Here is a 26,989-nt window from a genome sequence, read left to right as displayed (position 1 = left end):
ATCATTGAAATCAGACGTCGCCTGTATCTGAATCGAATGTACGAACTATCGACGTTATTTTGTCGACGATGCGATCAATAACCTTACGACGTTCAAGAATCCGAGGCTTGACGGTCAAAGCCCGCACGACGTCTTCACGCTCGGGTGTCTGGCCGGTAAATTCATAGAGTTGCATCAAATGATTGAGCTGCTTTCGTTCAATCCCTTCGTCGACGCATAGTGCTTCAAGGGCGCCCTCACGTTCGGAACGCCAGAACGTCTTAAATTCTTCATCAACGCTGTCGCCCGCACTAAGCCTAGCCATGTGCGTTTGTATGAATTTCTCAATTAATTCTCGCTTGCTACGCAATGACGGCTCAGAAGCCACGATATCTAGGATGTCAGTTACTCGTTGATCCCTCACCGCCGTGTCGGTGGAAACGACATTCGCGTTCGTCAAGAGTTGGAGGATGTAGGCAACGTTGATTTTGTCCTGCCGTATCAACTCCAACTCGAAATCGATGTCGTTAATGATGGAGACATTTTCGTTCTGGTCCCGTTTTCGGGTTTGATCGTGAATGTCGAGATATTTACTTTTGAAATCATCGAAGGCTTGCGCGTCCAAATCTAAGTCTGACCATGTGAATTGAGCGAAAACCGAAAGCACGTTCCTCACCCGCGCTAGATCGCGAAACGCGCTTACGAACGCCAATCGGGCGTTCTCATCCGGAAGCTCGTCAACACTTTCAACTGTTGGAACAAGCGTGAGAAGCACTGCCACGGCGGCATTGAACTTGGCGACATGCTCCTCATAAGGAGCGACTAGGATCGACTCGCTCGCGTCCTTGTCGGCAAAAAGCCGAACGGCCTCGTCAGTAGCATCCTTCAGATTGCGAAACGCAACAATGTTGCCCTGAGATTTAACCTCGTTGAGGATACGGTTGGTTCGGGAATAGGCCTGTATCAAGCCGTGGTAACGCAAGTTTTTATCGACATAGAGGGTATTAATCTTTTTAGCATCAAAGCCAGTCAAATACATAGAGACGACTAATAGGATGTCGACACGATCACTGTCTTTAAAATTCTCTCGTTCGCGCTCCTTTATACGTTTTGCGATATCTTTGTAATAGTTATAATACCCCTGATTATCGCGAGCTGAGAAATTGGTCCCGTAAGCTGCGTTGTAGTCAGCGATATAGCTCTCCAGCTTATCGCGGCTGTGGCCGAGATTACGTATATCGGCCGCGATATCAAATTCTGGCTCCGCGATGAGGCCATTTGCATCCTTATCGTCTTCATTGGAAGCAAATGAAAAAATAGTGGCAATGCGAAGGTCGTGCATTCCAGCATCGCGCTTTGCTTTGAACAAATCATAATATTGCGTAAGAGCGTCAACGCTCCCTACAGCTAACATGGCGGTAAAATCGCGGCTATGCGTTTTGCGGTCATGATTAGCTATGATCCAGTCGACCACGCTCTCGATTCGATCCGGATTTTCGAAAAATTCACGCGTGTCAATCCCTGCAACCTTCTCATCGATAAGCGATCCGTCCCGCCGCTTGAGTTTGCCCCAATACTCGACCGAGAACCGCAGTACATTTCCATCTCGGATTGCGTCAGTGATGACATAACGGTGAAGGCATTCACCGAAAAGGTCTTTGGTTGTCCGAGCGATCGCTTCGCTCTTGTTCGCGTTGAGCTCCAGAATCGGGGTTCCGGTAAATCCGAACATTTGACGGTTTGTAAAAAATTGCGTGATCCTGCGGTGGGTCTCCCCGAACTGTGAGCGGTGGCATTCATCGAAGATGAAGACGATACGCCGGTCCCGGAGCGGGGCCATCCGCTCCAAAAAGTGCGATTTAGAAATGGCTGCGTTCAGCTTTTGAATCGTGGTTACGATTAGCGGGGTATGTTCGTCTGCAAACTGACGGACAAGCGTGTTGGTATTGTGGGTTCCATCGACGCTACCCTCACTATACGCATTGAATTCGCGCGTAGTCTGATAGTCCAGATCGGCGCGGTCGACCACGAAGACCACCTTGTCGACCTCGGCCATCTCGGTCAGTACCTGTGATGCTTTGAAGCTGGTCAGGGTTTTGCCGGACCCTGTGGTATGCCAGATGTAGCCACCCTTGGCCGGGTTATTCTTCACTCTGTCTATAATGGCCTCGACGCCGTAAAATTGATAAGGCCTTAGGACCATTAATTGGCGATCGCCCTCGTGCAGCACCGTATACTTCGCAATCATTTTCGAGACATGACACTTGTCAAGAAATACATCCGCGAAGTCGCTCAACTGATTCAGTGGAACGTTGTTCTCGCCAGACCAAGTGAATGTTTGCTTGAAGCTTTGCTTTCGATTGTTAGCGTAGTAACGCGTATTTACACCGTTGGAAATGACAAATATCTGAATATACTGGAATAACCCTCGACCTGCGGTGTAGCCGTGACGGTGGTAGCGATTTACCTGATTGAAAGCCTCCTTGAGCTCCAGCCCGCGTCGCTTCAACTCGATTTGGACGAGAGGAAGCCCATTTACGAGCAAGGTCACGTCATATCGGCTACGATAGGCCCCTTCTGCGCTGATCTGGTTAGTGACCTGATAGCGGTTCTTGCACCAGTCTCTAACGTTCATAAACTCGACGAAGACGACCGACCCGTCTTCACGCGTTAGCTGATAACGATCACGCAGTGTCTTCGCACGGTCGAACACATTTCCTTTATCGAGATGATTCAGAACGCGGGCAAATTCATTGTCGGTCAGCGTCAGCCGGTTATGCGCCTCCAGCTGGACCTTGAGGTTAGCGATTTGCGCCATCTCATCTCGTAGAACGATATATTCCCAGCCGAGTGCTCCGAGGCGGCCAATCAGACTTTCCTCAAGCTGCGCCTCACTCTGTGTCGCCACTGGCCTCTCCTTCCACCAGCACGGGGTTTAGATCGGCTCGCCGCGCATCCTGTTCGTCGTTGTATTCCTTGAGGCGAATTACATAATCCTCCGGAAACTGGTCATAGAGCGCCCTGCTGTAGATCAGCTTACCCGGCAGCGCATTTGCTTCGTCGAGAAGCGCATTAAACCTCTCGCTCTCCTCATACGGCGGGACGAACGTCCGTTCGGGCTTGAGCGCAAAATAGCTTGCCAGCATATATCGGACGATCGCTTCGGTAATGTTGAGCACCAATCGAGCAAGACTGCGGTCACTCTGCAATTCTTTGGGAACGGCGCGACCATGGCTAATATCCCCGCGATCGTTGCGCAACTCGCCGAGTATCCTCACGAGATTTTCAACTGCTACCGGGAAGCCAAGCTCGACCAAGCTGTCGCTCGCTGCTAGACAGCGCAGAGCTCTTTTGACCTGACGTTGGATAGATTCTCTTTCGAACTGTTCTCGGTCCTGAGGTGGATCTAGTCGATTGACGATAGTCTTAGATACACCTTGGAACAACGATGCACAGCACTCTATACAAATGTCTGGGTGTTGAACTTCGTTATCTTGGGCCTCTTCGATATGCTTTATATAATAACGCAGTTCGCTGTTCTCGTCGGAATGCCGCTCGATCAATTCAATCAGAGTTTGCATGAGCGCTTAAACGAACATTTGTTGAAGCAGGCCACGCTTGAAATCCCGCGTTGACGTGATTTTTTTTTGCATCAGTTCAAATTTGTCATCCAACACGGACAAGAAGTCTACAATCCGGCGTTGCTCGTCCACGTGCGGCAGTTCTATCACTACCTTTTCCAGCTGTGTTTTCGAGATTCCCAGAACGGAAATGCCTTGCGCCGCACGCATAATCTGGCGTCTCACCGAAGGTGATTGAAAAAGATATCCCCCAAACCCAGCTGCGAGCTTCGCGGGCTTTGGGCGCGCTAAAAAAGTGTGGAGGCCTGCCACTATTGACATTGGTGCTGCTTCCACAATCTCGATTGCTTTGCCGATGTCGCTATGGTCTTCCGATGCGTCGGCGATCACAATATCGCCGACTTCACAAAAGACTTCAGGATTGATCGGACCGGATATAGCGCTCTCGAGCAAATAGGGAGCCTCCTGCTGCGTCTGGCGGAAACGCATGGGAAACTTGGTATGGATGTCTCCATAATGAATGTTCTGGATGGTGCCGGGAATGGGGGTAAGCATGTCACGAGAAAGGCTGTTCGTGCGCTTCCAACTCAAAATATTACCTAGTGTCGTCGTTTCCCAATCAGGAAATGCAGATCCATCGTCCCGGCGAAAGCGGAGTTCACGGGTGAATAGGCGGCGCGCGACCTCAGTCTTATAACGTTTCAGCGCCTCCGATTTACGGATCAACAGAGTTATGCGGGTATCCATCGCACCAAAAAAATCGGCAACCTTCTGCTGCTCAGCCTTCTCAGGCAGCGACATCGGCACCTTAGCGAAATCGCGAAAATACAGGCGTAGACGATCGTTAGTTAGGCCGTGGGAATAGGCCCACAAAAGATAAATCGAACGGGGTCGCTTAAACCAGCTATCGAAGAAAGCCGGTACAATGTGGCCTTTTGGTACGAGAACGACGTATGCAGGGCTTACCATGCTGTCTTCGGGCGCACGGCCTACCGCGCCCTGCCACATTCGCATCATATTGTAGGCGAGGTCGTCCTTGTTGACACGCAGATTACCCTCATCCGCTATGCTACTTGCTATTTCGCGATCGAGACTATCACGACGAACCATGCCTTGTTCGATCGTTACCGAGTAGAGTGGCAAACCGTCTTCGCCAGCTTCGCGCCGCTGATCGAAAGCGTCTCCGCCCCGTGAGGGTTGCCATTCGTCGGTAAAGTTGGGAAAGCGGATCTTAGGAACCTGACCGGCTCCGGCTGCACTCATATGGGAGCCTCCAGCCCGAGTTCGTTGCAGTATGAGGCAATCGCCTCGTTGGCTTCCTTCAACGAACTATCGATGGCCTTCAACTCACCCAATACGGCCTCTAAGTCGACCAACGCCTCGTCCTCAAAGGTGTCGACGTACCTAGGGATGTTAAGGTTGAAATCGTTTTCTTCAATCAGGCTCAGCGGAGCCAGCCGAGCATAGCGATCGGAGCCAACTCGGGCGCGATAGGTATCGACGATACGATGGATATCCTCATCGCGCAGTTTGTTTTGGTTCTTGCCCCTCTCGAAATGCGCGCTGGCATCAACGAACAGGATATTGTCCGGATCTTCACGGCATTTTTTGAAAACGAGAATGCAGGTCGGAATCCCGGTTCCGTAGAAAATGTTGGCTGGCAACCCGATCACGGCGTCCAAATAGTTGCGCTCAGTGATCAGAATTTTGCGAATCTCACCCTCGGCTCCGCCTCGAAATAGAACACCATGTGGTAAGATCACCGCCATCGTACCGTTGTCGGCAAGATGATGGATCATATGTAAGACGAATGCGAAGTCGGCCTTGGACGCGGGCGGGAGGCGGCCATATGTACTGAACCGGTCGTCAGTCGTGAAATGCGGATTAGCGCTCCAATTTGCCGAAAAAGGCGGATTAGCCACAACGGCTTCGTATTTGCCGTCATGTTGAGGCCGCTCAAGCGTGTCTTCCTGCTTCAGGTTGAACTTGCGGTAGCTCACCCCATGCAGGATCATATTCATCCGAGCGAGGTTGAACGTCGTACGGTTGAGTTCCTGCCCGAGGAATTGGCCAACGTTGCGCAGGCCAACTTCGCGCGCAACGCGAAGTAGCAGAGAGCCGGACCCACACGTAGGATCATATACGTTTTGCAGTCGGTCACGCCCCGTTGTGACGATCCGCGCCACAATGGTCGACACCTCCTGAGGCGTGTAGAATTCTCCCGCCTTTTTCCCGGCGCCGCTGGCGAATTTGCCGATTAAGTATTCGTAGGCATCACCGAGAACGTCACTGTTCACGTCGTGTAGCCGAAAATCGAGGCCATTTAGCCTCGTCAAAATTTTGGCCACTAGATCGTTGCGGTCGCTGACTGTACGCCCCAACTTGGTCGACCCTAGGTCCATGTCTTCAAAGAGGTGGTTGAAGTCCTCCTCGCTTGCCGCGCCCATCGTTGATTTCTGAATGTTCTCGAGGATGCGCGTGAGGTCTTCGAGGATGAAATTATCACCTTTGCGACCGCCGCGCTCGGCTATGGACGCGAAAAGCTCGGCAGGCTTGAGGAAATACCCCAGTTCATCGACGGCTTCCGCTCGAACCGCGTCGAGAACTTCGTCGCCCTCTTCGGTGCCCTCACGGAGGTCTGTGAACTCGATGTTATCGGGTTTAAGGATCTCGTTTGCATACAAATGTATGCGCTCTGACAGATATTTGAAAAATATGAAGCCAAGGATGTAGTCGCGAAACTCATCGGCATCCATTTTTCCGCGCAGATCGTTCGCGATTCCCCAAAGCGCCTTTTCAAGTTCTCTTTTTTGCGCATCGGTCATGCGAATCCCCCTAACGACACCTTCCTAGAGGAAGGCGCGCTTATGCGCACTGAATTTATCGAGCTGGCCCTGAAATTGGTCCCACACTGGCGTTGCTCTCGCACACCTCACAGTTTGGCGAACCCGACCACTAAAGGTGGGCTCACGCGGCCCGATTTTCCCGAACCCCATTAGGAAAGCCGGGCACAACAATTCTGCCGGTCGCTGTTGCTATTCTGTAGCTAGGCGGTTTTTTCTAAACCACATTCCATGCGGAACAACGGTGAATTCGGCGTTAAAAAACAAGGTGGTGGGCGATGACGGGCTCGAACCGCCGACATCTTCGGTGTAAACGAAGCGCTCTACCAACTGAGCTAATCGCCCGCTCCGGGCCGGACCTTTAAGCGGTCAGGACTGGCTTCGCAAGGCCAAATGAACAAGCGCGAGCTTAGCCGCATAGCGGTTTTCCCGGGCAAAGTGCTGCCTGTCAAAAAACCTTCTCCTGTTTGCAGTTATGCTGTCGAGGTGCGCTTGACACCCGGTGGCGAACCCCTTATCCACCGCCCCAACGACGAACACGGCTGACACGTGCTCGTCTAATGCGCGGGTGTAGCTCAGTTGGTTAGAGTGCCGGCCTGTCACGCCGGAGGTCGCGGGTTCGAGCCCCGTCACTCGCGCCATTTCTCTTCAAGGGTCACGATCCTTGGTGCCGGAGAAATGTCGACGTTGATGTCAAAAATGTCTCCTTGAATGCATTTCAGATCGATCGCCTTGCAGCGATCAATGGCAGCGCCCGGTGTAGCTCAGAGTGCCGGCCTGTCACGCCGGAGGTCGCGGGCTCGAGCTCCGCTCGCACCATTCCCCTCGACGCCTTCCGATGATTCCCGCCTGTAGATCAGGCGGACGACGAGGCCGATGTATCCAAGCTGAAGAATAGCCATTGCAAGAACAGCCCAGCCGAGCGCCTTCCAGACGGAGCCAGTTGCCATGTCGGCCCAGATCGCAACGATGAACGACGTTGCGAACATGCCCACCAGAAATTGCGGAAAATACATAATGGCCCAGCACCCAATGTTTCGGCGATTCAGCGGCTTTCAAATCGGCAGCTGAAGAGCCCACCGCTTCATTTTGAGAAGCGGCGGGCCCCAATCGCCCCCCGGCTCGCCAGGAGCGATGGATGCCCCCGGCATTGCTGACAGTGCAATTGCGGTGCCAGACCTATTGACCCATTACGGGCCACCTGTGTCGATGACGCAAGACGGGCTTGCCGAATTACATTACCTGTTGCTAATGTGTCACCCTGGTCGGAAGGGACCAAAGTGGAGAGGTTGTCGGCAGGCATGTTGGCCGCGATGCTGGTAGCATCGGCAGGGCGATGTTGGTCCGAGGACAGCCATAAGCCGATCTCCGAAGAAGCGTTGAGAACGGTCAGCGCCGAGATGTATTCCGACATTCTGGCCCAGGAATGCGTGCATGGACGACGCTACTCGCAAAGCCGGATCGAGAACGGTTTCAAAAGGCACTTCGAGGAAATGAGGCTGCAGCTGGTCGCGAGTGGATATACCCTCGTGCCCAATTCGAACGAGAACAGCGCACTCTGGACACGTTCGCAGATGGCGTTTGATACGAAGCGGCGGCTTGGCCTCCGGAGCCAACCCGGCTGCCTTGGCGCATACTGGCTCGACGACAATCGGGACTGGTGAGGCCGTGCAAGGGCGTTGCGGCCTCAAACCCTCGCCAGCAGCGCCTCGACCTCCTGCAGCGTTGGCATGGACGGCGCTGTGCCCGGCCGGGTCACCGAAATGCCGGCGACGGCGCAGGCGAAGCGGACCGCTTGCAACGGTTCCACGCCCTTGGCGAGGGCTGCGGCCAGCCCGCCATTGAAGGCATCGCCCGCACCGGTGGTTTCGACCACGGGGCCGGCACTGACCACGGGGACATGGTCGGAACGGTTCGCAGTGTGCAGCAGCGCGCCTTTCTCGCCGAGCGTGATAATCACCGAACCAACACCCTTTGCGAGCAGGCTGTCGGCGGCGCGGCGGGCGTCGTCGATAGAGGCGACCTTGATGCCGGTCAGTTCCTCGGCCTCGGTTTCGTTGGGGGTGACGTAGTCGCAAAGCGTGTAGATGCGGTCCGGCAGTTTTGCCGCCGGCGCCGGATTGAGGATGGTGGTCACCCCTGTCCCGCGCGCGATCTCGAGGGCGCGCAGCGCGGCGTCGATCGGCTGTTCGAGCTGGGTGACGAAGACGCCGGCGCTGCCAATCAGGCCGGCATTGGCCTCGATATCTGCCGGCGAGATCAGCATGGCCGCACCCGGGCTGACGATAATGGCGTTGTTGCCGGTCGTCTCCTCGATGAAGATATAGGCGGCACCGGTATAGCTCTGCGGCGTGTCGATGACGGCGGATTTCACGCTGGCATCTTTCCAGGTCGCCTTGGCCATGTCGGCGAAAGCATCGACGCCGAGCCGCGTCAGAAAGGTGATGTCGGCGCCAAGCTTGCCGGCCGCCACCGCCTGGTTCGAGCCTTTGCCGCCCGGCCCCAGCTTGAAGGAATTACCAAGGATCGTCTCGCCCATGCGCGGCTGGCGATCGGCGCGATAGGCGGTGTCGGCGACGAAGACGCCCAGTATGACGACAGGCTTGCCGGACGCCATCGGGCTACTCCGCATCCGGCGGCACGACGCCCTTGCGGAAGGCGAAGCAGCCATAGAAGCGGCGCTCGCCGGTCTGGATGACGCAATAGGCCTTTTTGGCGCGCTCGTAGAAGGCGTAGCGCTCGACCGAGATCATCGGCCAGGCCTTGCCCTCGGCCTTGTCGATCTCCTTCTGCACCTCTTTTTGCACCGGAGGAATCTCGTTGGGCTTGCCGACGATCTCCATGCGCGCGGCCGCGTCGTCGACGAAAGTGTCCAGCGGATAGAGCGACAGCACCGCCTTGACCACATCGGCCGCCGGCGCATCGATGCGCAGCAGCTTGCCGAGCACGGTCTGGCGGGCCACAGAATCGGCGGGGAAATTGGTGTCGGCGATGATCAGGTCGTCGCCGTGGCCCATGGCCCTGAGCGCCTGGAGCACATCGGCGTTCAGCAACGGGTTGATCCCTTTGAGCATGGCAGTCCTCGTCAAAAAGGTTTGGTCAAAAGTCGGTTGGAAAATCAGAGCCGGTTGCCGGTCTCAGCGTCGAAGAGATGGACCTGGTCGAGGCGTGGCTTGAGATTGAGCGGGTCGCCCGGTTTGAAGTCGTGGCGTTCTCGAAACAGCGCCACCATCTCGCCTTCGCCGAAGCGCACGAAGACCAGCGTTTCGGAGCCGGTCGGCTCGACCACCGAGATCTTGGCCGGCACGCCGTCGGGATGGATTTCGAGATGTTCGGGCCGCACGCCGTAGATCACGGCCTGGCCCTCCTTGGCGGCGCTGCCGGCAGCAATCGGGAACAGCGTGCCCGCTATCTCGACCTTGTCGCCCTTCCGCACCACGCCCTTGAGCAGGTTCATCGACGGCGAGCCGATGAAGCCGGCGACAAACAGATTGGCCGGCCGGTCGAACAATTCCAGCGGCGCGCCGACCTGCTCGATACGGCCATCACGCATGACGACGATCTTGTCGGCCATGGTCATGGCCTCGATCTGGTCGTGGGTGACGTAGATGGTGGTGGTCTTCAGCCGCTGATGCAGTTCCTTGATCTCGGTGCGCATTTGTACGCGCAGCTTGGCGTCGAGGTTGGAGAGCGGCTCGTCGAACAGGAACACTTGCGGGTTGCGCACGATGGCGCGGCCCATGGCGACGCGCTGGCGCTGGCCGCCGGAGAGCTGGCGCGGATAGCGTTTCAGGTAAGGATTGAGGTCGAGAATGTCGGCGGCGCGCTTGACCCGCTCGGCGACCACGGCCGGGTCGGTGCCGCGCAGCTTCAGCGCGAAGGCCATGTTCTGCTCCACCGTCTTGTGCGGATAGAGCGCATAGTTCTGGAACACCATGGCGATGTCGCGCTTGGCCGGCGGCAGATTGTTGACGATGCGCTCACCGATGGCGATCGTGCCGCCCGAAACGGTTTCCAGCCCGGCCACCATTCTGAGCAGCGTGGACTTGCCGCAGCCCGACGGGCCGACCAGCACCACGAACTGGCCATCGGCGATATCGACGCTGACATCGTGCAGGACCTTGACGTTTCCGAACGCCTTGGCCACATTGCTGATCGCGACTTGAGCCATCGTCCCCCCTTTCCTCGCGGTGAAGCTAGCCATTGCCAACGGCAAGGGCAAGTCGGTATCTTATAGATAAAAAGTCATTCGTGTTGACAAGGTAATCGATTACGCGAATAGTGGCGAGTGCCAATCCGACAGTCGGATTTTTTCCCGAAAATCGGAGCTTCAGGCGACGCAGGGTGGGGTCCCACGTCCCCGTATGATAAAAGGAGAACCGCCGACGTTTCGGCGTCCGAGAGATTGGCATTTCAATTCACGACTGTGTTCTGGGAGGAATAGATGAGAGTCGGTCTGTACGAAAGATTCGTCCGCGCGGGTGCGACCCGGCGTGACATTCTCAAAGGCGCGGCCAGCATGGCCGCGCTCTCGGCGGCATCGGGTGCCGGTCTCGGCGCATTGACGCGTCCGGCTTTTGCCGCCGATGATCTGCGCGCGCAGTTGCTGCAGGTCCCCGGCGTCGGCAAGGGTCAACCGACCGACGCCGACTTTCAGAAGGTCGGTGAGATGTGTCTTGGCGCCACCAAGGCCAGTATCAAGCAAGGCGAGTTTGCCGGTGTCGAACTCACCTTCATGGGTCTCAACAACCTGAACCTGCACAATGTGCTGTATCGCGGCTTCCTGAAAGCGTGGGAAGATTATACCGGAGCCAAGTTCACCTGGATCGACCTAGCGCAGGCCGATTACAGCGCCCGCCTGCAACAGTCGATCGCCACCGGCACCGTCGACTTCGACGTCATCGAGATGGGTGCGCCCTTCGAAGGCGACGTTTGCGGTAAGGGGCTGGCCTCCGAGATGCCGGACTGGGTCAAGACCCAAATCGATATGGACGACCTGGTCAACTATCTCAAGCCGCCTGTCGGCACCTGGGATGGCAAGCAGTACCGCGTGACCGTCGACGGCGACGCGCACAATTTCAACTATCGCACCGATGTCTTCGCCGACAAGGGTCTCGCCGATGAGTGGAAAGCCGCTGGCAACACAACGCCCTGGGGCGTGCCGACCACCTGGCAGCAGGTGCAAGCCGTAACCAAGTTCCTCAAGGGCAAGAAATTCAACGGCCAGGACGTTTACGGTTACCTCGACGCGCCCAAAGGGTGGGGTGGCTTCGGCTTCTACTTCCTCGGCAGCCGCGCCACTGCCTATGCCAAGCATCCGGACGACAAGGCATGGCTGTTCGACGCCGACACGATGAAGCCGCGCGTCAACAATCCGGCCTGGGTGCGCGCCATCCAGGACGTCATCGACGCACTGCCTTCGGAGCCGGCCGACCAGATCAACGCCGATCCGAACACGACCGCCTTCCAGCAGTTCCTGGCCGGCACGGGTTCGATGGTGACCTGGTGGGGCGACGTCGGCTCGAACGTCAAGACCAACGATACTTCAGTAGTCGGCGACGTCACCGGATTTTCGATCCTGCCCGGCTCTGACGATGTCTACAATTCCAAGACAGGCAAGTGGGACAAGCTCGCCAGCGGCCCGAACTTTTCGCCGAACTGCGCCTATATCGGTTGGGGCGTCTATGTCATGGCCCGCGTCGACAGCGACGAAAAGAAGAAGAAGGCGGCCTGGTCGGCAGCTGCACATCTCGGCGGCAAGGACCTGTCGCTTTGGTGCGCGGCGTATCCGTCGGGCTTCCAGCCCTACCGCAAAAGCCATTTCAACATTCCGGAATGGGTGGCGGCCGGCTACGACGAGGCGTTCATCACCTCGTATCTCAAGTCGGAAGCCGACAGCTACAACCATCCGAACGCCGCCATCGAGCCGCGCATCCCCGGCATCTTCCAGTATTACAGCACCGCCGAGGATATCCTGGCCAACACGTTTGCCGGCAAGATGAAGGCGCAGGAAGGCGCCGACGCGATTGCCGCCGCCTGGGAGAAGCTGACCGACCAGATCGGCCGCGAAAACCAGGTCAAGCTCTACAAAGCCTCGCTTGGCATGTAGGCTTATCCTATCGTGATAACGGTCCGGCGGCGCAAGCTGCCGGATCTGACCGGCTCGGGCCGGTCGCAGGTTTAGTTTTTAGACGGACGGGGACGCGTGGCTGACCAGACCACCAATGCATGGCCGGCAAACGCCGGTCCAGCCGATCTGATCTCGCCAGGCCGTAAGCGGGCGGGGTTTGCCCTGATGGCCGCCGCCACGCTTGGCCTGCTGGCGGTGATCGCGCTGGAGATCCTCTACAAGAGTGAAGTCACCACGCTCGGTTTCGAGACTTGGCGCCCCGTCGTCTACGCCTATGTGTTGTGGGGCGTGGCGCTCGGCGCCGGCCAGGTGCTGACGCGCGGCGAAGACGGCCAGCGCGCGCTGTTCCTGCTGCCGGCGCTGCTGTTCACCATCGCCATGGTGATCTTCCCGACGCTGTTCGGCTTCTACATCGCCCTGACCGACTGGAACCTGTCGTCCTTTTCCGGCCGCAAGTTCAACGGGCTCGACAATTTCTGGCAGATGCTGGCCGACCCCTACTACCGCAACGCGCTGTTCAACATGGTGCTCTATGTGCTCGCCGTGCTGGTCGAATACGTCATCGCCTTTGGCCTGGCGCTGCTGCTCAACGCGCAGATCCGGGCGCGCAAATTCTTCCGTGTCGTCTTCCTGATGCCGCTGATGCTGTCGCCGGTCGCGGTGTCGTGGATGATCGGCAAATCGCTGATGGAGTACCGCTTTGGGCCGGCGGCGACGCTGGCGCGCCATCTCGGCTGGGAGAACCCCGCCTTCTTTTCCAACCCGATCACCGCCCGTATCTCGATCATGGTGCTCGATGCCTGGACCTTCATCCCGTTCATGATGATCATGCTGCTTGCCGGCCTGCAGGCGATGTCGCGCGACGTGTTGGAGGCGGCGCGCGTCGATGGCGCCACGACCTGGCAGACCTTCTGGCAGGTCACCTTCCCGCTGATGCTGCCGGTTTCGGTGACGGCGGTGATCCTGCGCATCATCTTCAAGCTGAAGCTTGCCGACATCATCATCACCGTCACCTCGGGCGGCCCCGGCGGCGCCACGGATTCGGTGTCGAGCTTCATCTACCGCGAATATCGCGACCGTTCGAACGTCGGCTACGGCACCATGCTGGCGATGGCCTATCTCGTCATCATCGTCGTGTTCGTGACCTGGCTGTTGAAATTCGCCAACCGCTTCGTGCGCAACGTGAACTGACGGGGGAGCATGAGCGTCCAGACCACCGACTATGTCGCTTCGGAAATCCGCTCGCCGGTGGGCTTCCTGGCCAACCGCGTCTTCATCTATGGCGCACTGGCGTTCTGGGCTTTCATTTGCCTGTTCCCGATCTACTGGACGATCTCGACCTCGTTCAAAACGGCCGTCGACGTCACCCAGGGCCATCTGATCCCGTTCGTCGACTTCCAGCCGGACTGGAAGGGTTGGCGCTCGCTCGGCCTGTCGCCGGATTCGATCTTCCAGACCTCGACGGTGCGCGAGGAATTTTTCAAGCGCTTCATGAATTCGGTCATCACCTCGGTCGGTGCTTCGAGCCTGGCGATCGTCATCGGCAGCCTCGCCGCCTATGGGCTGACCCGCTATCGCTATCAGTTCGCCTGGTTCAAGAACGAGGACATCTCCTTCTTCTTCCTGTCGCAGCTGATCCTGCCGCCGGTGGTGCTGGCCCTGCCCTTCCTGGTGCTCTACCGCGAAGTCGGCCTGCTCGACATGCGCATCGGGCTGATCCTGCTCTACACGCTGATGGTGCTGCCGATCGTCATCTGGATCATGCGCGACCAGTTCAACTCGATACCCGTCGAGCTCGAGGAAGCAGCCCTGGTCGATGGGCTGTCGATCTGGGGCGCCTTCCTGCGCATCGTCATGCCGATTGCGCTGCCCGGCATGGTCGCCGCCTTCATCCTGGCGATGGTGCTGTGCTGGAACGAGTACTTCTTCGCTGCCCTTCTAACCTCGACCGACGCCAAGACCATTCCGGTGATGGTGGCGAGCCAGACCGGCTCGCAAGGCATCAACTGGTGGTCGATGGCAGCGCTGGCCACCGCCGCGATCGCGCCACTGGCGGTGATTGGCATTGCGCTGGAACGCTATCTGATCATGGGTATGACGGCGGGCGCGGTGAAGTAGGGCGCCTCTTCCTTCTCCCCTTGTGGGAGAAGGTGGATCGGCGCGCAGCGCCGAGACGGATGAGGGGTGTTCCAGCGGAGTGAGGCGTTGGCGTTCCCTGGAACACCCCTCATCCGTCGCCTTCGGCGACACCTTCTCCCACAAGGGGAGAAGGGAAGAACCCCCGCTAGCGCCCCAATATCGCCCGCAGGTGATCCATGATCATCGCCACGCCCTTTTGCCCCAACTCCACCGACGCGTCCTTGGCACTCGCCGTATACCAACTGGTATTCTCGCCAAGACGACCGGCATCGACTGCTTCCGGGCACAGCGCCAGCATCAGGGAGGTCTCGCCGATGCCGGCATGGTCGAACGGGTACTTGCCGTTCATGGCGGCCGACATCAGCGGATGCACTTGCACCCAGTTGAAGAAATTTTCGCCGGCGGCGTGGCTGGCATAATAGTCAGCCATCTCGTTTGAGCCCCACCAGCCCTCGCCGCGCTGCTTCTCGAGGAAGCGGAAGATCGCCTGACGGCCAGCGGTCTTGAAGGCGAGATCGGTCGGCATCCCGGCGACGAAATTCTCGGTCTGGTGGTGGATGATGGCGTGTACGTTGCGAAAGCCGATGCGCAGCAGGCTGTAGAACAGTTCCTCGGCGAACGGCGCCAGTTGATTGCCGCCGACCTGCACCGAGCCGCTGCCTTCAGGTGCTGCCACCGCATAGCTTGCCGCGCCGTAATAGAAAGCCGGCAGGATGACGATGTCGGCCTCCTTTTCGTAGAGCTCCAGCGTCTTGATGACGGCCAGCGTGTCCATGCCGACAGCCATGTGCTCGCCGTGATATTCGAGCACGCCGAGGGGCAGCACGACCGGCCAGTTCTCGGCGATCGCCTTGCGGATCTGGTGCGGCAGCATCAATTCGTAGCGCATCGCGCCTACTCCATATTGGTGTGGCGGGCGCGCATGGCTTCGGACGACTGGCCGGTCCGTTGCTTGAGCTTGAGCACCATCACCTCGAACAGCAGGAACAACGCGCCTTCGAAGACCGAGCCCATCGGCAATACCGACGTCTTTTGCGGCCCCTGGTCACGCGCCATGGTCTGCGCCGGGATCAGCAAGGTGAGGTCGGCTAGCGCCGTTGCACTGCCCCCAGCCTCGGCTGTGAGCAGCAGCACCGTCGCGCCGGCCTTGCGGGCAACCTGCATCAAGGTGAGCACGGTCGTGGTCTCGCCCGGGCCGGAACTGACCAGGAAGACGTCACCGGGGCCAAGGGGTGGCGTGTTCATGTCGCCCACCACCGACACCTCGAGCCCGAGGTGATAGAGCCGCATGGCGAGGCCCTTGAGCTGCAAGGCCTCGCGGCCGCAGCCATAGACGACGATCTTCTGCGCGCGGGCCAGCGTTTCGCAAGTGGTGTCGATGCCGGCTTCGTCGACGCGCGCCAGCACGGCGCCCAGCTCTTGCAGGGCGGTCGCGAACATATCCGAGCCGGCATTCGTCATCAGGGTTCCACCAGGGTTGTGGCCGGGATTTCCGGTTGCGCATTTGCGGCGAAAGGCTTGTTTTTGTTCATGCTATCACCGTGAAAATGCGTGTCCAACCACTGCCGCGGCTTTTGCTGTGCCACCGGCGTGATAGTGTCATGTCAGACAAATCAATCCAGGAAATCTTAAGCGACATGAAGACACGGCATTTCGACCGCATCGGCAATGGCGGCATCGACTTCACCGAGCTTGGCTTCGGCAGCGCGCCGCTCGGCAACCTCTACCGCGCCGTCCCCGACGAGGATGCCAATGCGACGCTGGAGGCGGCCTGGGCGACCGGCTGCCGCTACTACGACACCGCTCCGCTCTATGGCTTGGGTCTGGCCGAAACGCGGCTTAATGCCTTCCTGCGCGGCAGGAAGCGCGATGACTATGTGCTGTCAAGCAAGGTCGGCCGGCTGCTACGCGCCTGCCCGCCGGAGGAACGCACCGGCATCGGCAAATTCTTCGACACGCCGACGCGCCGCGAGGTCTATGATTACAGCTATGACGGCGTCATGCGCTCGTTCGAGGCCTCGCTGGAGCGCCTAGGCGTCGACCGCATCGACATCCTTTTCGTCCATGACCTCGACATCTTCACCCATGGCAGCAAGGAAGCGTCCGACCGGCGCATCGAAGAGTTCATGGCCTCGGGCTATAACGGACTGCTGGCGCTGCGCGACCAGGGTGTGATCAAGGCGTTCGGCGGCGGCATCAACGAATGGGAGGTCTGCCAGACGCTGGCCGAGCGCGGCGATTTCGACCTGTTCCTGCTGGCCGGTCGCTACACGCTGCTTGAGCAGGAGGCGCTTCAATCCTTCCTGCCGCTCTGTGAGCAGCGCGGCATCGGCATCGTGCTCGGCGGGCCCTACAATTCCGGCATACTGGCGACCGGGCCGAAGCCAGGCGCCTATTACAATTACTCCGAGGCGCCACAGGACGTCATGGATCGCGTCGGGCGCATCGAGGCGGTCTGCAGGCGCCATGGCATCAGGCTGATCGAGGCGGCGCTGCAATTTCCGCTGCTGCACCCGTCCGTGGTGTCGGTCATCCCCGGTGGCCAGCGGCCGAGCGAAGTCGAAAGCAACCGCGCCCTGCTCGACGCCAAGCTGCCGGCAGCCCTTTGGGCCGATCTCAAGCAGGTAGGTCTTCTGCGCGCCGATGCGCCGGTGGGCTGACGGCCTGCCGCCTCCCCTTATCGTGAGGGCAAAAGAAAAGCCGGGCGGACCCGGCTTTTCAACATTCTCTGAAAAGAAAAAATGGTCTTAGTTGACCGCGTCCTTGAGGCCCTTGCCGGCCGAGAACTTCGGCACGGTACGCGCCGGAATCTTCACTTCCGCGCCAGTCTGCGGGTTGCGGCCGGTCGAGGCCGCGCGCTTGGAGACGGTGAAATTTCCGAAGCCGACGAGCCGTACATCGCCGCCCTTCTTCAGTTCGCCAGTGATGACGGAGAACACCGCATCGACCGCCGACTGTGCGTCACCCTTCGAAATGCTCGCGGATTCGGCGACAGCGGAAACCAGTTCGTTCTTGTTCATAAAAATTCCCTTCCATGAGAAAAACCGGAAATCTTCGACTCATCCGGCAGGAAACGGACTTTAGAAAGAAGCGCTCCCGCAACCAAGTCGAAAAGCGGGAAAAAAGTTGGAAAAAGCCCGGAAAAGGTGGGTTTTTCACATGAAAAAGCCGGGCTCAGGGCCCGGCTCTCTCTTTGTGCACTGCAACTTTAGCTAAAACTAACGCATGGCACCGAAAACCGCGGTCGGTTTTCGGAAAGGACCATGCGCCAGTCTAGAGTGCTAGAGCGTCCTTTGCGCGTCCAAGTGGACGCGCGGCGCTCTAGTGTGCAAGCGACTTTCCAGCATCGTCAACGGTATCGGTTGCGGCCGGCGGATTTACCGGCTCGACCCACTCGATCGGCTCCGGCATACGCACCAGCGCGTGCCTCAGAACCTCGCCGACGCGTGAGACCGGAATGATCTCCATGCCGTTCTTCACATTGTCCGGAATCTCCGCCAGATCCTTGGCGTTGTCTTCCGGGATCAGCACCTTCTTGATGCCGCCGCGCAGTGCGGCGAGCAGCTTCTCCTTGAGACCGCCGATCGGCAAGATGCGGCCGCGAAGCGTTATCTCGCCAGTCATCGCCACATCGGCCCGGACCGGAATACCTGTCATGACAGACACGATGGCTGTCGCCATGGCAGCACCGGCAGACGGGCCGTCCTTCGGCGTGGCGCCTTCCGGCAGGTGAACGTGGATGTCACGCTTGTCGAACAGCGGCGGCTCGATGCCGAAATCGATGGCTCGCGAGCGGACATAGGAAGCCGCCGCCGAGATCGATTCCTTCATCACGTCGCGCAGATTGCCGGTCACCGTCATGCGGCCCTTGCCGGGCATCATGACGCCTTCGACCGTCAGCAGCTCGCCGCCGACTTCCGTCCAGGCAAGACCGGTAACGACACCGACCTGATCGTCAGCCTCGACCTGACCGAAGCGGAAGCGCGGAACACCGAGGTAATCGGCGAGGTTCGCCGCCGTGATGCTCACCGTCTTCTTCTTCGTCTTCAGGATCTCGGTCACCGCCTTGCGCCCGAGCTTCATCAGCTCGCGCTCCAGGCTTCTGACGCCCGCTTCGCGGGTGTAGGTCTGGATGATGCCGCGGATCGCGTCCTCGCCGACGGAGAATTCCTTCGGCTGCAGCGCGTGGTCGCGGATCACCTTGGGCATCAGGTGACGCTTTGCGATCTCGATCTTCTCGTCCTCGGTGTAGCCGGCGATACGGATGATCTCCATGCGGTCCATCAGGGGCGCAGGGATGTTCAGCGTGTTCGCCGTCGTCACGAACATCACGCTCGACAGGTCGTATTCGACCTCGAGGTAATGGTCCATGAACGTCGAGTTCTGCTCGGGATCGAGCACCTCGAGCAAGGCCGACGACGGATCGCCGCGGAAGTCCTGGCCCATCTTGTCGATCTCGTCGAGCAGGAAAAGCGGGTTGGACTTCTTGGCCTTCTTCATCGACTGGATGACCTTGCCGGGCATCGAGCCGATATAGGTGCGGCGGTGGCCACGGATCTCGGCCTCGTCACGCACGCCGCCAAGCGCCATGCGGATGAACTCGCGGCCGGTCGCCTTGGCGATCGACTTGCCCAGCGAGGTCTTGCCGACGCCGGGAGGGCCGACGAGGCACAGGATCGGCCCCTTCAGCTTCTTCTGGCGGCTTTGCACGGCAAGATACTCGACGATGCGGTCCTTGACCTTGTCGAGGCCGAAATGATCGGTATCGAGCACGTTCTGCGCAAAGGCCAGGTCCTGCTTGACCTTGGAGTTCTTGCCCCACGGGATCGACAGGATCCAGTCGAGATAGTTGCGCACGACGGTCGATTCAGCCGACATCGGCGACATCGTCCGCAGCTTCTTCAGTTCGGCTTCCGCCTTTTCGCGGGCCTCCTTGGAGAGCTTCGTCTTCTTGATGCGCGCCTCGATCTCGGCGGCCTCGTCGCGGCCGTCCTCGCCTTCGCCGAGCTCCTTCTGGATCGCCTTCATCTGCTCGTTGAGGTAGTATTCGCGCTGCGTCTTCTCCATCTGGCGCTTGACGCGCGAGCGGATGCGCTTCTCCACCTGCAGAACGGAGATTTCGGCTTCCATGAAGCCCATCGCCTTTTCCAGCCGTTCCTTGACGGACAGCGTGGCCAACATCTCCTGCTTCTCGGGGATCTTGATGGCGAGGTGCGAAGCAACCGTATCGGCGAGCTTGGAATAGTCGTCGATCTGGCTGGCAGCGCCCACCACTTCGGGCGAGATCTTCTTGTTCAGCTTGACGTAGTTTTCGAAGTCGGTGACGACCGAACGGGCGAGCGCCTCGACCTCAACCTCTTCCTCTTCCGGCTCGACCAGCGCGGCAGCGCGGGCTTCGTGGAAGTCCGGACGGTCGGTGAACGAGACGATTTTGGCACGCGAAGCGCCTTCGACCAGCACCTTGACGGTGCCATCGGGCAGCTTCAGCAATTGCAGCACATTGGCGAGTGTGCCGATGTCGAAGATCGCATCGGGCTCGGGATCGTCATCGGCGGCATTCATCTGGGTGGCAAGCAGGATCTGCTTTTCCTGACCCATAACCTCTTCCAGCGCCTTGATCGACTTTTCACGCCCGACAAAGAGCGGAACGATCATGTGCGGGAACACCACGATGTCGCGCAGTGGGAGGACTGCGAAGACGCCGTCGCTGGGAGCCTTGGATATTTTGGCCATTGTCCAACCTTTCATGTCGCGGCCGCTAATTGAGCCAACCGCGAATCTCATATTAACGACCGTGGGTCGTTCCGCCTACCACCGTTTGTGACGGGAGTTTTACAGCACAGAATATGCCACCACGGCCTTCTGTTGTTAGTTGGATGCACGAGGGGCAAAGATCAAGGGTTAGCACGGTCCGTTCATCCACTCCGGCACAAGGCTTGGTACCTCACCACAGCAAAACGGCGCCCAAGGGGCGCCGTTCCATAAAAAGGTTGGGCCAGATGCCATATCAGGCGCTGACGTTGCCCTTCTTTTCCTTCTGCTCCGAATAGATGTAGAGCGGCCGGGCACTGCCGGTCACCACTTCTTCGGAAATCACCACTTCACGCACGCCTTCCAGCGCCGGCAGTTCGAACATGGTGTCGAGCAGGATCGCTTCCATGATSGARCGCAGGCCGCGGGCGCCGGTCTTGCGGTCGATGGCGCGCTTGGCGATCGCCGACAGTGCATTCTCGTGGAAGGTCAGGTCGACACTCTCCATCTCGAACAGCCGCTGATACTGCTTGACCAGCGCGTTCTTCGGCTCGGTCAGGATCTGGATCAGCGCCGGCTCGTCGAGGTCTTCCAGCGTCGCCAGGACCGGCAGACGGCCGACAAATTCGGGGATGAGGCCGAACTTCAAGAGATCCTCGGGCTCGACCAGGCGGAAGACATCGCCGGTGCGACGATCCTCGGGCGAAGCGACGATGGCACCGAAGCCGATCGAAGTCTTCCTGCCGCGATCCGAGATGATCTTGTCCAGCCCGGCGAAAGCGCCGCCGCAGATGAACAGGATGTTGGCGGTGTCGACCTGCAGGAATTCCTGCTGCGGATGCTTCCGGCCGCCTTGCGGCGGCACGGAGGCGACCGTGCCTTCCATGATCTTCAGAAGCGCCTGCTGGACGCCCTCGCCCGACACGTCGCGGGTGATCGAGGGGTTGTCCGACTTGCGCGAAATCTTGTCGATTTCGTCGATGTAGACGATGCCGCGCTGGGCGCGCTCGACATTATAGTCGGCCGACTGCAGGAGCTTCAGGATGATGTTTTCGACGTCCTCACCGACATAACCGGCTTCGGTCAGGGTCGTGGCGTCGGCCATGGTGAAGGGAACATCGATGATGCGGGCCAGCGTCTGGGCGAGCAGCGTCTTGCCGCAGCCGGTCGGGCCGATCAGCAGGATGTTGGACTTCGCCAGTTCGACATCGTTGTTCTTGCCGGCATGCGCCAGGCGCTTGTAGTGGTTGTGGACGGCCACCGACAGCACGCGCTTGGCGTAGGGCTGGCCGATGACATAGTCGTCGAGAACCTTCAGGATCTCCTGCGGGGTCGGCACGCCCTCGCGCGACTTCACCATCGAGGTCTTGTTCTCCTCGCGGATGATGTCCATGCAGAGCTCGACGCACTCGTCGCAGATGAACACCGTTGGGCCGGCGATCAGCTTGCGCACTTCGTGCTGGCTTTTGCCGCAAAACGAGCAATAAAGCGTGTTCTTGGAATCACCGCTGTTGTTGCCGACCTTGCTCATTTCCCTGTCCTTTCATCGCCGCCCGCCGATGGTCTGGCTGAAAGGGCGGATATTCTATCTATCGCGGGAATTCGCCGCCGCCAGTGCCCGGCTCCCGCAACGCATTCCGTACGAAACACAAATCAGAAAACGTGGCAATGATTCGCGGCAACCCCGCACAAAGCTAAGCCGTCGAAAATCAACATAGCATTAACGTAGGCAATCCCATCCGCCGAGGGAACAGCCAATTGTGGCCGAAATGCCGCAAATCCCAGCAAAAGCGCGTTATCCCGCCATCCAACTGCCATGCAGCCTTATGCGGCAGCGCCTTCCGCCGGCTCGCGCGACGAAATGACCTTGTCGATGAGGCCGAAATCCTTGGCTTCGTCGGCGGTCATGAAGTGGTCGCGGTCGAGGGTCCGTTCGATCTCCTCGTAGCTCTTGCCGGTGTGCTTGACATAGACCTCATTGAGGCGGCGCTTCAGCTTGACGATGTCCATGGCGTGGCGCTCGATGTCGGAAGCCTGGCCCTGGAAGCCACCGGAAGGCTGGTGAACCATGATACGGGCGTTCGGCGTGGCAAAACGCATGTCCTTGTGGCCGGCGGTCAAAAGCAGCGAGCCCATCGAGGCGGCTTGGCCAATGCACAGCGTCGACACCGCCGGCTTGATGAACTGCATGGTGTCGTAGATCGCCATGCCCGAGGTCACCACGCCGCCGGGCGAGTTGATGTAGAGGTTGATCTCTTTCTTCGGGTTCTCGGCCTCGAGGAACAAAAGCTGTGCACAAACCAGCGTCGCCATGCCGTCTTCGACCGGGCCGGTGATGAAAATGATGCGCTCCTTCAGGAGGCGCGAGAAAATGTCGTAAGCCCGCTCGCCGCGATTGGTCTGCTCGACCACCATCGGAACGAGGTTCATGTAGGTTTCGACGGGGTTCTTCATGGACTATCCCTTTTTGGAGATGGGGATTCCGGCGCCGGGAACATTAGCAATCGGGCAGAATCGGTTCTGGACGGTTAGGATGTAAATAGGATGCCGGCTCACCCTAGCGCAAGGCCGCCTTCTCCTAGCCATCTGGTTAAGTCGAATCAAGGTTTCCGCGCAAGGGGAAGCCCGAACGCGGCCGGCCGTGTTTTCGGGTGTAGCAATTCCTTAACCGCATCGCTTAACGAAATGCGGTGAAACCGCTTTCCCCAGGAGAACCATACCCTACAATTCAACGTTGAACCTGCGTTTTCGCGTTCAAACAGGGGGAGTGCCATGATCAGGAAAACAGCTTCCTTGGCGATTGCCAGCCTTGCCGGTCTCGGCATGGTGTCCGAGGCGGTTGCCGGCGGCAGGGCAGTCGAATGCTATGAGCCGGTGCACAGGCCGGCGCTCTACGACACTGTCTACGAAGACGTCATGGTCAGCCCCGGAGGACAGCTGGTCGACTACGACCCGCCGATCTACGGCACGCTCGAGCGCGTCGAGCAGATCGCGCCACCCCGCGTCACCTATGAGATCGTGCCGGCGAGAACCCGTACCGTTTACCGCACGGTCCAGGTCGACAATGGCGGCTATGCCTGGGAGTGGCGCGTCATCCACGGCCGCCGGGTGCTGTGCAAGGTCTGGCGCAAGGCCCGCTACGCGCGCGTCGCCGAAAGGGTGGTGGTTGAACCGGAGCGCACCCGCCGGGTTGTGCTGCCGGCCGAATACGAGAGCGTTGCCCATGAAGTGCTGGTGCGGCCGGAACGGCGGCACGTCACCGAGATCGCGCCGTCATACCAGAGGGTGGCGCGCCGGGTGGTGGTGCAGGAAGGCTCGACCAGCTGGCGCCGCGTGCATATTGCGAGGCACTGCCAGGATTAGAGTTCGACACTTCGTCGAGGGCCATCTCGGTTGGCTCAATCCATAGGCCCGTCGGTGGCCAACATACAGTCTGGCATCAGGCTGGGAAGGCGCGCTAATGGTCTGGCATGACCAAATCCTCGCCGCCCTACCTCACCTTTGACCCAGCCCCTCGCCGCCTGCGGCTGGATCCGCATGAGCCGGCGTTTTTCCAAAACCCTTACGAGGCCTATGCCCTCCTGCATGGCGTATCGAACGCTTTCTTCTGGGAAGAATTCGGCTTCTGGTGTTTTGGCAGCTTCGACGACGTCAACCGGCTGCTGCGTGACCGCCGCTTCGGACGCCAGAACCCGGCTGGCATCCCCGACAGCCGCGGCATCGACGGGGATCGCTCGCATCTCATCGCCTTCGACGGCATCGAGACCAATTCGATGCTCGAGCTGGAGCCGCCGGTGCACACCAGGCTGCGGACGCTGGTCAATCGCGCCTTCGTCTCGCGGCAGGTCGAGCGATTGCGGCCACGTGTGGAAGCGCTGGCCAATGAACTGATCGACCGCTTCGAACCGGCAGAAGTCGATCTGCTGCCTGCCTTCGCCGCGCCGTTGCCGATCACCATCATTGCCGAAATGCTCGGCGTGCCGGTCGAGATGGGGCCGCAACTGCTCGACTGGTCTCACCAGATGGTGGCCATGTACATGCATGGCCGCACCCGCGAAACCGAGGAGACGGCCAATCGCGCCGCGCGCGATTTTTCCGACTTTTTGCGCGGCTATGTCGCCAAGCGGCGCAAGCAGCCGGGCGACGATTTGTTGTCGCTGCTGATTGCGGCGCAGGAGGACGGCCAGAAGCTGTCCGAAGACGAATTGGTCTCGTCCGCCATCCTTTTGCTCAATGCCGGCCACGAGGCGACGGTGCACCAGACCGGCAACGCCGTGCGCACGCTGCTGGCGCAAGGCGGCGATCCCGCCCGCTTCTTCACGTCGCCGGAGGCTACCGCGGGCACGGTCGAGGAATGCCTGCGGTTCGACGCGCCATTGCATATGTTCACCCGCTACGCCTATCAGGAGGCCGAAATAGCGTCAGGGGTTATCATACAACCGGGCGAGACGATCGGCCTGTTGCTCGGCATGGCCAACCATGACCCGCTTGCCTTTGCCGAGCCTGGCACCTTCAAACCCGGCCGGCCGGACCAGAAGAACGTGTCGTTCGGCGCCGGCATTCATTTCTGCATCGGTGCGCCGCTGGCGCGGCTGGAATTGCAGGTGTCGCTGAAAACGCTGTTCGAGCGACAGCCGCAACTCCATCTTGCGGAGCAGCCGCGCTTCCGCGACACTTACCACTTCCATGGGCTGGAAAGGCTCGCCGTCGGTTTCTGACGCGAGGCTGGGGTGGCGCAATGAGGCTGTTTTCGACAAGGGCGATAGCGTTCGCCCTTGTGCTGTTTTGCGCAGGCATCGCCGGCGCATGGGCGCAACAACAAAACATCCCGCAGGAAAACAGCGACGCCATCGCCCGTGCCCTGGCAGGGCCCCTGCTCCAACGCCAGACAGGTGCTGCGGTGCCTGCGGACAAGTTCTGGGCCTATGAGGTCGATTTCAATCTCGACGGGTTCTCTGAAATCTACGCGTATGTCACGGATCCCGCCTGCGACGGAGTGAAGTGCGGACTGTTCCTGTTCGTGCTGGAAGGCGACAGCTATCGCGAGGTTCTTGGCGACATTCCGGGTGCCAGGCTGACGCCCCCGGACAGGGTCGGGCTCGGCGCTTTCAAACGCAACAGCTTCATCGACCTGCAGCTCGACCAGAAGCTGTTTGGCTGGACCGGCGATCGCTATGCCGATGTCTCGACGTTTCCTGCCACCTCGCTCGACGGTGCCGCCTTCATTGCTGCCTGCCAGAAAAGCAGATCAAACGAACAGCCCGAAGAAGGCGAGGCCGAAAGGGCCGCGGGAGAATGCCAATGCCAGTTCAACCGCTTTCAGGCGATCGGCTTCGCACAGACCGACCTCGATCAATATGCCGCCTCTCTGGGCGAGAAATTCGACTATCCGACGGGTGATAACGAGAAGGCCTGGCAGGCCATTGCCACCAACGCAAGCGACACCGCAACAGGCTGCGACATCATCGGCGGCAAGAGCCAATGGCAGCCGGCCTACTTCAACCATGGCGACCAGACGCAAGAGAAACTCGAATTCAATGCGTTCATCAGCGCCTGCCCTACGCAGGATTTCATCCTGACCAACCGCAAGATCGGCTCGCCGGACCGGGCACTTGGGCTCTGCGGCTGCCTGGCACGCGAAATGCCGACGCAAGGGGTGAAGCAGGAAGGGCTCGACCTGCTGACGCAATATTATCGCGATGAAATATCCGATAGTGATGTCGATGCCGGAAACGCCGACCTTTTGGCCGAGCACGACAAGGCCTCCGACGCATGCCTCGGCCAGTTTCCGGCGAAATAGGCGACCGCCAGCGACAAACCGTAGCGCCGGAATGATAGGGTCGAGCCGATGAGATTCGCCTTCCTGCAAGAACCTCCCTTCTGCTTCACCGACCCCTCCGGGGCACTGCACGGTTGCGACGCCAGGCTGGCGGAGAAAGCCTGCGGACTGCTGGCGGAGGCATTTTCACCGGTCGAGACTGAGTTTGCCGAACTGCTCCCCGGGCTGGTCGATGGTCGATGGGACATGACCACGGGCCTGTTCGTGTCGGAAGAGCGCAGGATGCTCGTCGACTTCACCCGACCGATCTGGATGCTGGCTGACGGGCTTCTGGTCGCCAAGGGCAACCCGCGTGCCTTCGACGGCTACCGGTCCGTTGCCGAGGATCAGGCAGCCTTGATCGGCATCATATCAGGCCAGATCCAACACCAGACAGCCCTGCAAAACGGTGTTCCTCCCGAGCGCATCAAGGTCTTTGCCACGCAGGCTGACGCGGCTGACGCCGTCGCTGCCGGTTTGGTGCATGCCTATGCCAGCGTCGCCATGGCGCATCGCGGCTATCTCGGCAGGCACCCCGATGCGCCGCTCACCGTCATCGACGTTCCCGCGGCGGAAAAAAAGCCGGCCGCCGGTGCCTTTGCGCTGGCCAAGGGCAATGCGGCGGTGCGCCGGCGCATCGATTCCTGCCTCGACGATGTGCTGGGCAGTTCCTGGCATCGCGAGATGATGAGCGAGTACGGATTTTCCGGCGCCGACATCGATCACCTTCTGTGAATCCGGGGCTAAT

General features: G+C 59.4%; 22 protein-coding genes and 3 tRNA genes. 11 read left to right on the top strand and 14 right to left on the bottom strand.

Annotated elements, in window-relative coordinates:
• Window positions 1–10: 10 nt before the first annotated feature.
• The 5 genes from AC1DYO_RS30140 to AC1DYO_RS30120 all read right to left on the bottom strand — a co-directional run bounded on the left by AC1DYO_RS30140 (window position 11) and on the right by AC1DYO_RS30120 (window position 6,748).
• Window positions 11–2,887 (bottom strand): type I restriction endonuclease subunit R, encoded by a 2,877-nt coding sequence (locus AC1DYO_RS30140; protein WP_477268038.1) that lies wholly within the window; start codon window positions 2,885–2,887, stop codon window positions 11–13.
• The gene (locus AC1DYO_RS30135; protein ID WP_477268036.1) at window positions 2,871–3,560 is read right to left on the bottom strand and encodes an abortive infection family protein; all 690 of its coding nucleotides are present in this window, start codon (window positions 3,558–3,560) and stop codon (window positions 2,871–2,873) included. Before AC1DYO_RS30135 ends, AC1DYO_RS30140 begins: the two co-directional genes overlap by 17 nt.
• A gap of 6 nt (window positions 3,561–3,566) precedes the next feature.
• Window positions 3,567–4,823: a restriction endonuclease subunit S gene (locus tag AC1DYO_RS30130; protein ID WP_477268034.1), complete on the bottom strand. Its 1,257-nt coding sequence runs from the start codon at window positions 4,821–4,823 to the stop codon at window positions 3,567–3,569.
• Window positions 4,820–6,385, bottom strand: a complete 1,566-nt coding sequence (locus AC1DYO_RS30125; RefSeq protein WP_477268032.1) for a type I restriction-modification system subunit M — start codon at window positions 6,383–6,385, stop codon at window positions 4,820–4,822. Before AC1DYO_RS30125 ends, AC1DYO_RS30130 begins: the two co-directional genes overlap by 4 nt.
• Window positions 6,386–6,672: 287 nt before the next feature.
• Window positions 6,673–6,748 (bottom strand) — tRNA-Val (locus tag AC1DYO_RS30120).
• Window positions 6,749–6,967: 219 nt separating this feature from the next.
• Between AC1DYO_RS30120 and AC1DYO_RS30115 the strand changes: the two genes are divergently transcribed.
• The 3 genes from AC1DYO_RS30115 (at window position 6,968) to AC1DYO_RS30105 (ending at window position 8,067) form a co-directional block, all read left to right on the top strand.
• Window positions 6,968–7,044: transfer RNA gene (locus tag AC1DYO_RS30115), tRNA-Asp, on the top strand.
• A 115-nt stretch (window positions 7,045–7,159) separates the two neighbouring features.
• Window positions 7,160–7,222 (top strand) — tRNA-Asp (locus tag AC1DYO_RS30110).
• A 482-nt stretch (window positions 7,223–7,704) separates the two neighbouring features.
• Complete coding sequence (locus AC1DYO_RS30105; RefSeq protein ID WP_477268030.1) at window positions 7,705–8,067, top strand: hypothetical protein; 363 nt, start codon at window positions 7,705–7,707, stop codon at window positions 8,065–8,067.
• A 23-nt stretch (window positions 8,068–8,090) separates the two neighbouring features.
• On the opposite strand, the gene rbsK is transcribed toward AC1DYO_RS30105, so the two are convergent.
• From rbsK to AC1DYO_RS30090, 3 genes are read right to left on the bottom strand one after another with little or no spacing between them, the layout of a single operon-like run.
• On the bottom strand, window positions 8,091–9,020 hold the full coding sequence (gene rbsK, locus AC1DYO_RS30100; RefSeq protein WP_477268028.1) for a ribokinase: 930 nt from the start codon (window positions 9,018–9,020) through the stop codon (window positions 8,091–8,093).
• Between the two features lie 4 nt (window positions 9,021–9,024).
• Complete coding sequence (locus tag AC1DYO_RS30095) at window positions 9,025–9,477, bottom strand: RbsD/FucU family protein (protein WP_477268027.1); 453 nt, start codon at window positions 9,475–9,477, stop codon at window positions 9,025–9,027.
• 44 nt (window positions 9,478–9,521) lie between these two features.
• Window positions 9,522–10,574: an ABC transporter ATP-binding protein gene (locus tag AC1DYO_RS30090; RefSeq protein WP_477268025.1), complete on the bottom strand. Its 1,053-nt coding sequence runs from the start codon at window positions 10,572–10,574 to the stop codon at window positions 9,522–9,524.
• A gap of 273 nt (window positions 10,575–10,847) precedes the next feature.
• Here AC1DYO_RS30090 and AC1DYO_RS30085 point away from each other — a divergent pair, with 273 nt between their 5' ends.
• From AC1DYO_RS30085 to AC1DYO_RS30075, 3 genes are all read left to right on the top strand, one after another.
• Window positions 10,848–12,512, top strand: coding sequence for an ABC transporter substrate-binding protein (locus AC1DYO_RS30085; protein WP_477268023.1), 1,665 nt, complete (start codon window positions 10,848–10,850; stop codon window positions 12,510–12,512).
• A 96-nt stretch (window positions 12,513–12,608) separates the two neighbouring features.
• The gene (locus tag AC1DYO_RS30080) at window positions 12,609–13,724 is read left to right on the top strand and encodes a carbohydrate ABC transporter permease (protein ID WP_477268021.1); all 1,116 of its coding nucleotides are present in this window, start codon (window positions 12,609–12,611) and stop codon (window positions 13,722–13,724) included.
• 9 nt (window positions 13,725–13,733) lie between these two features.
• Complete coding sequence (locus AC1DYO_RS30075; RefSeq protein ID WP_477268019.1) at window positions 13,734–14,651, top strand: carbohydrate ABC transporter permease; 918 nt, start codon at window positions 13,734–13,736, stop codon at window positions 14,649–14,651.
• Window positions 14,652–14,817: 166 nt separating this feature from the next.
• On the opposite strand, the gene AC1DYO_RS30070 is transcribed toward AC1DYO_RS30075, so the two are convergent.
• Together AC1DYO_RS30070 and AC1DYO_RS30065 are read right to left on the bottom strand one after the other, a co-directional pair.
• On the bottom strand, window positions 14,818–15,561 hold the full coding sequence (locus tag AC1DYO_RS30070) for a creatininase family protein (RefSeq protein WP_477268018.1): 744 nt from the start codon (window positions 15,559–15,561) through the stop codon (window positions 14,818–14,820).
• Between the two features lie 5 nt (window positions 15,562–15,566).
• A complete protein-coding gene (locus tag AC1DYO_RS30065; protein ID WP_477268016.1) occupies window positions 15,567–16,133 on the bottom strand; it encodes an SIS domain-containing protein in 567 nt (188 codons plus the stop codon).
• 176 nt (window positions 16,134–16,309) lie between these two features.
• Here AC1DYO_RS30065 and AC1DYO_RS30060 point away from each other — a divergent pair, with 176 nt between their 5' ends.
• On the top strand, window positions 16,310–17,332 hold the full coding sequence (locus AC1DYO_RS30060) for an aldo/keto reductase (protein ID WP_477268053.1): 1,023 nt from the start codon (window positions 16,310–16,312) through the stop codon (window positions 17,330–17,332).
• 87 nt (window positions 17,333–17,419) lie between these two features.
• Here the strand turns inward: AC1DYO_RS30060 and AC1DYO_RS30055 are convergent, their stop codons facing one another.
• The 4 genes from AC1DYO_RS30055 to clpP form a co-directional block, all read right to left on the bottom strand.
• Window positions 17,420–17,692, bottom strand: a complete 273-nt coding sequence (locus tag AC1DYO_RS30055; RefSeq protein ID WP_112392385.1) for an HU family DNA-binding protein — start codon at window positions 17,690–17,692, stop codon at window positions 17,420–17,422.
• A gap of 301 nt (window positions 17,693–17,993) precedes the next feature.
• On the bottom strand, window positions 17,994–20,405 hold the full coding sequence (gene lon / locus AC1DYO_RS30050; RefSeq protein ID WP_477268014.1) for an endopeptidase La: 2,412 nt from the start codon (window positions 20,403–20,405) through the stop codon (window positions 17,994–17,996).
• Window positions 20,406–20,679: 274 nt separating this feature from the next.
• Window positions 20,680–21,954, bottom strand: a complete 1,275-nt coding sequence (gene clpX, locus AC1DYO_RS30045; protein ID WP_477268012.1) for an ATP-dependent Clp protease ATP-binding subunit ClpX — start codon at window positions 21,952–21,954, stop codon at window positions 20,680–20,682.
• Between the two features lie 293 nt (window positions 21,955–22,247).
• Window positions 22,248–22,877 carry an ATP-dependent Clp endopeptidase proteolytic subunit ClpP gene (gene clpP / locus AC1DYO_RS30040; protein ID WP_477268010.1) on the bottom strand — a complete coding sequence of 210 codons (630 nt, stop codon included), beginning with the start codon at window positions 22,875–22,877 and terminating at the stop codon, window positions 22,248–22,250.
• Window positions 22,878–23,195: 318 nt separating this feature from the next.
• On the opposite strand from clpP, the gene AC1DYO_RS30035 reads away from it, so the two are divergent.
• From AC1DYO_RS30035 to AC1DYO_RS30020, 4 genes are all read left to right on the top strand, one after another.
• Entirely contained in the window at window positions 23,196–23,786 is a 591-nt protein-coding gene (locus AC1DYO_RS30035; RefSeq protein WP_477268008.1) for a hypothetical protein, read from the top strand.
• A gap of 107 nt (window positions 23,787–23,893) precedes the next feature.
• Entirely contained in the window at window positions 23,894–25,141 is a 1,248-nt protein-coding gene (locus AC1DYO_RS30030) for a cytochrome P450 (RefSeq protein WP_477268007.1), read from the top strand.
• 20 nt (window positions 25,142–25,161) lie between these two features.
• Window positions 25,162–26,223, top strand: coding sequence for a hypothetical protein (locus AC1DYO_RS30025; protein WP_477268005.1), 1,062 nt, complete (start codon window positions 25,162–25,164; stop codon window positions 26,221–26,223).
• A 48-nt stretch (window positions 26,224–26,271) separates the two neighbouring features.
• On the top strand, window positions 26,272–26,976 hold the full coding sequence (locus AC1DYO_RS30020; RefSeq protein WP_477268003.1) for a transporter substrate-binding domain-containing protein: 705 nt from the start codon (window positions 26,272–26,274) through the stop codon (window positions 26,974–26,976).
• The last annotated feature ends 13 nt before the right edge of the window (window positions 26,977–26,989 follow it).

The organism is Mesorhizobium sp. P2_F5 (genome assembly GCF_056403715.1).
The sequence above is the reverse complement of the archived record's forward strand: the minus strand, read 5'-3'. Positions and strand labels throughout refer to the sequence as shown.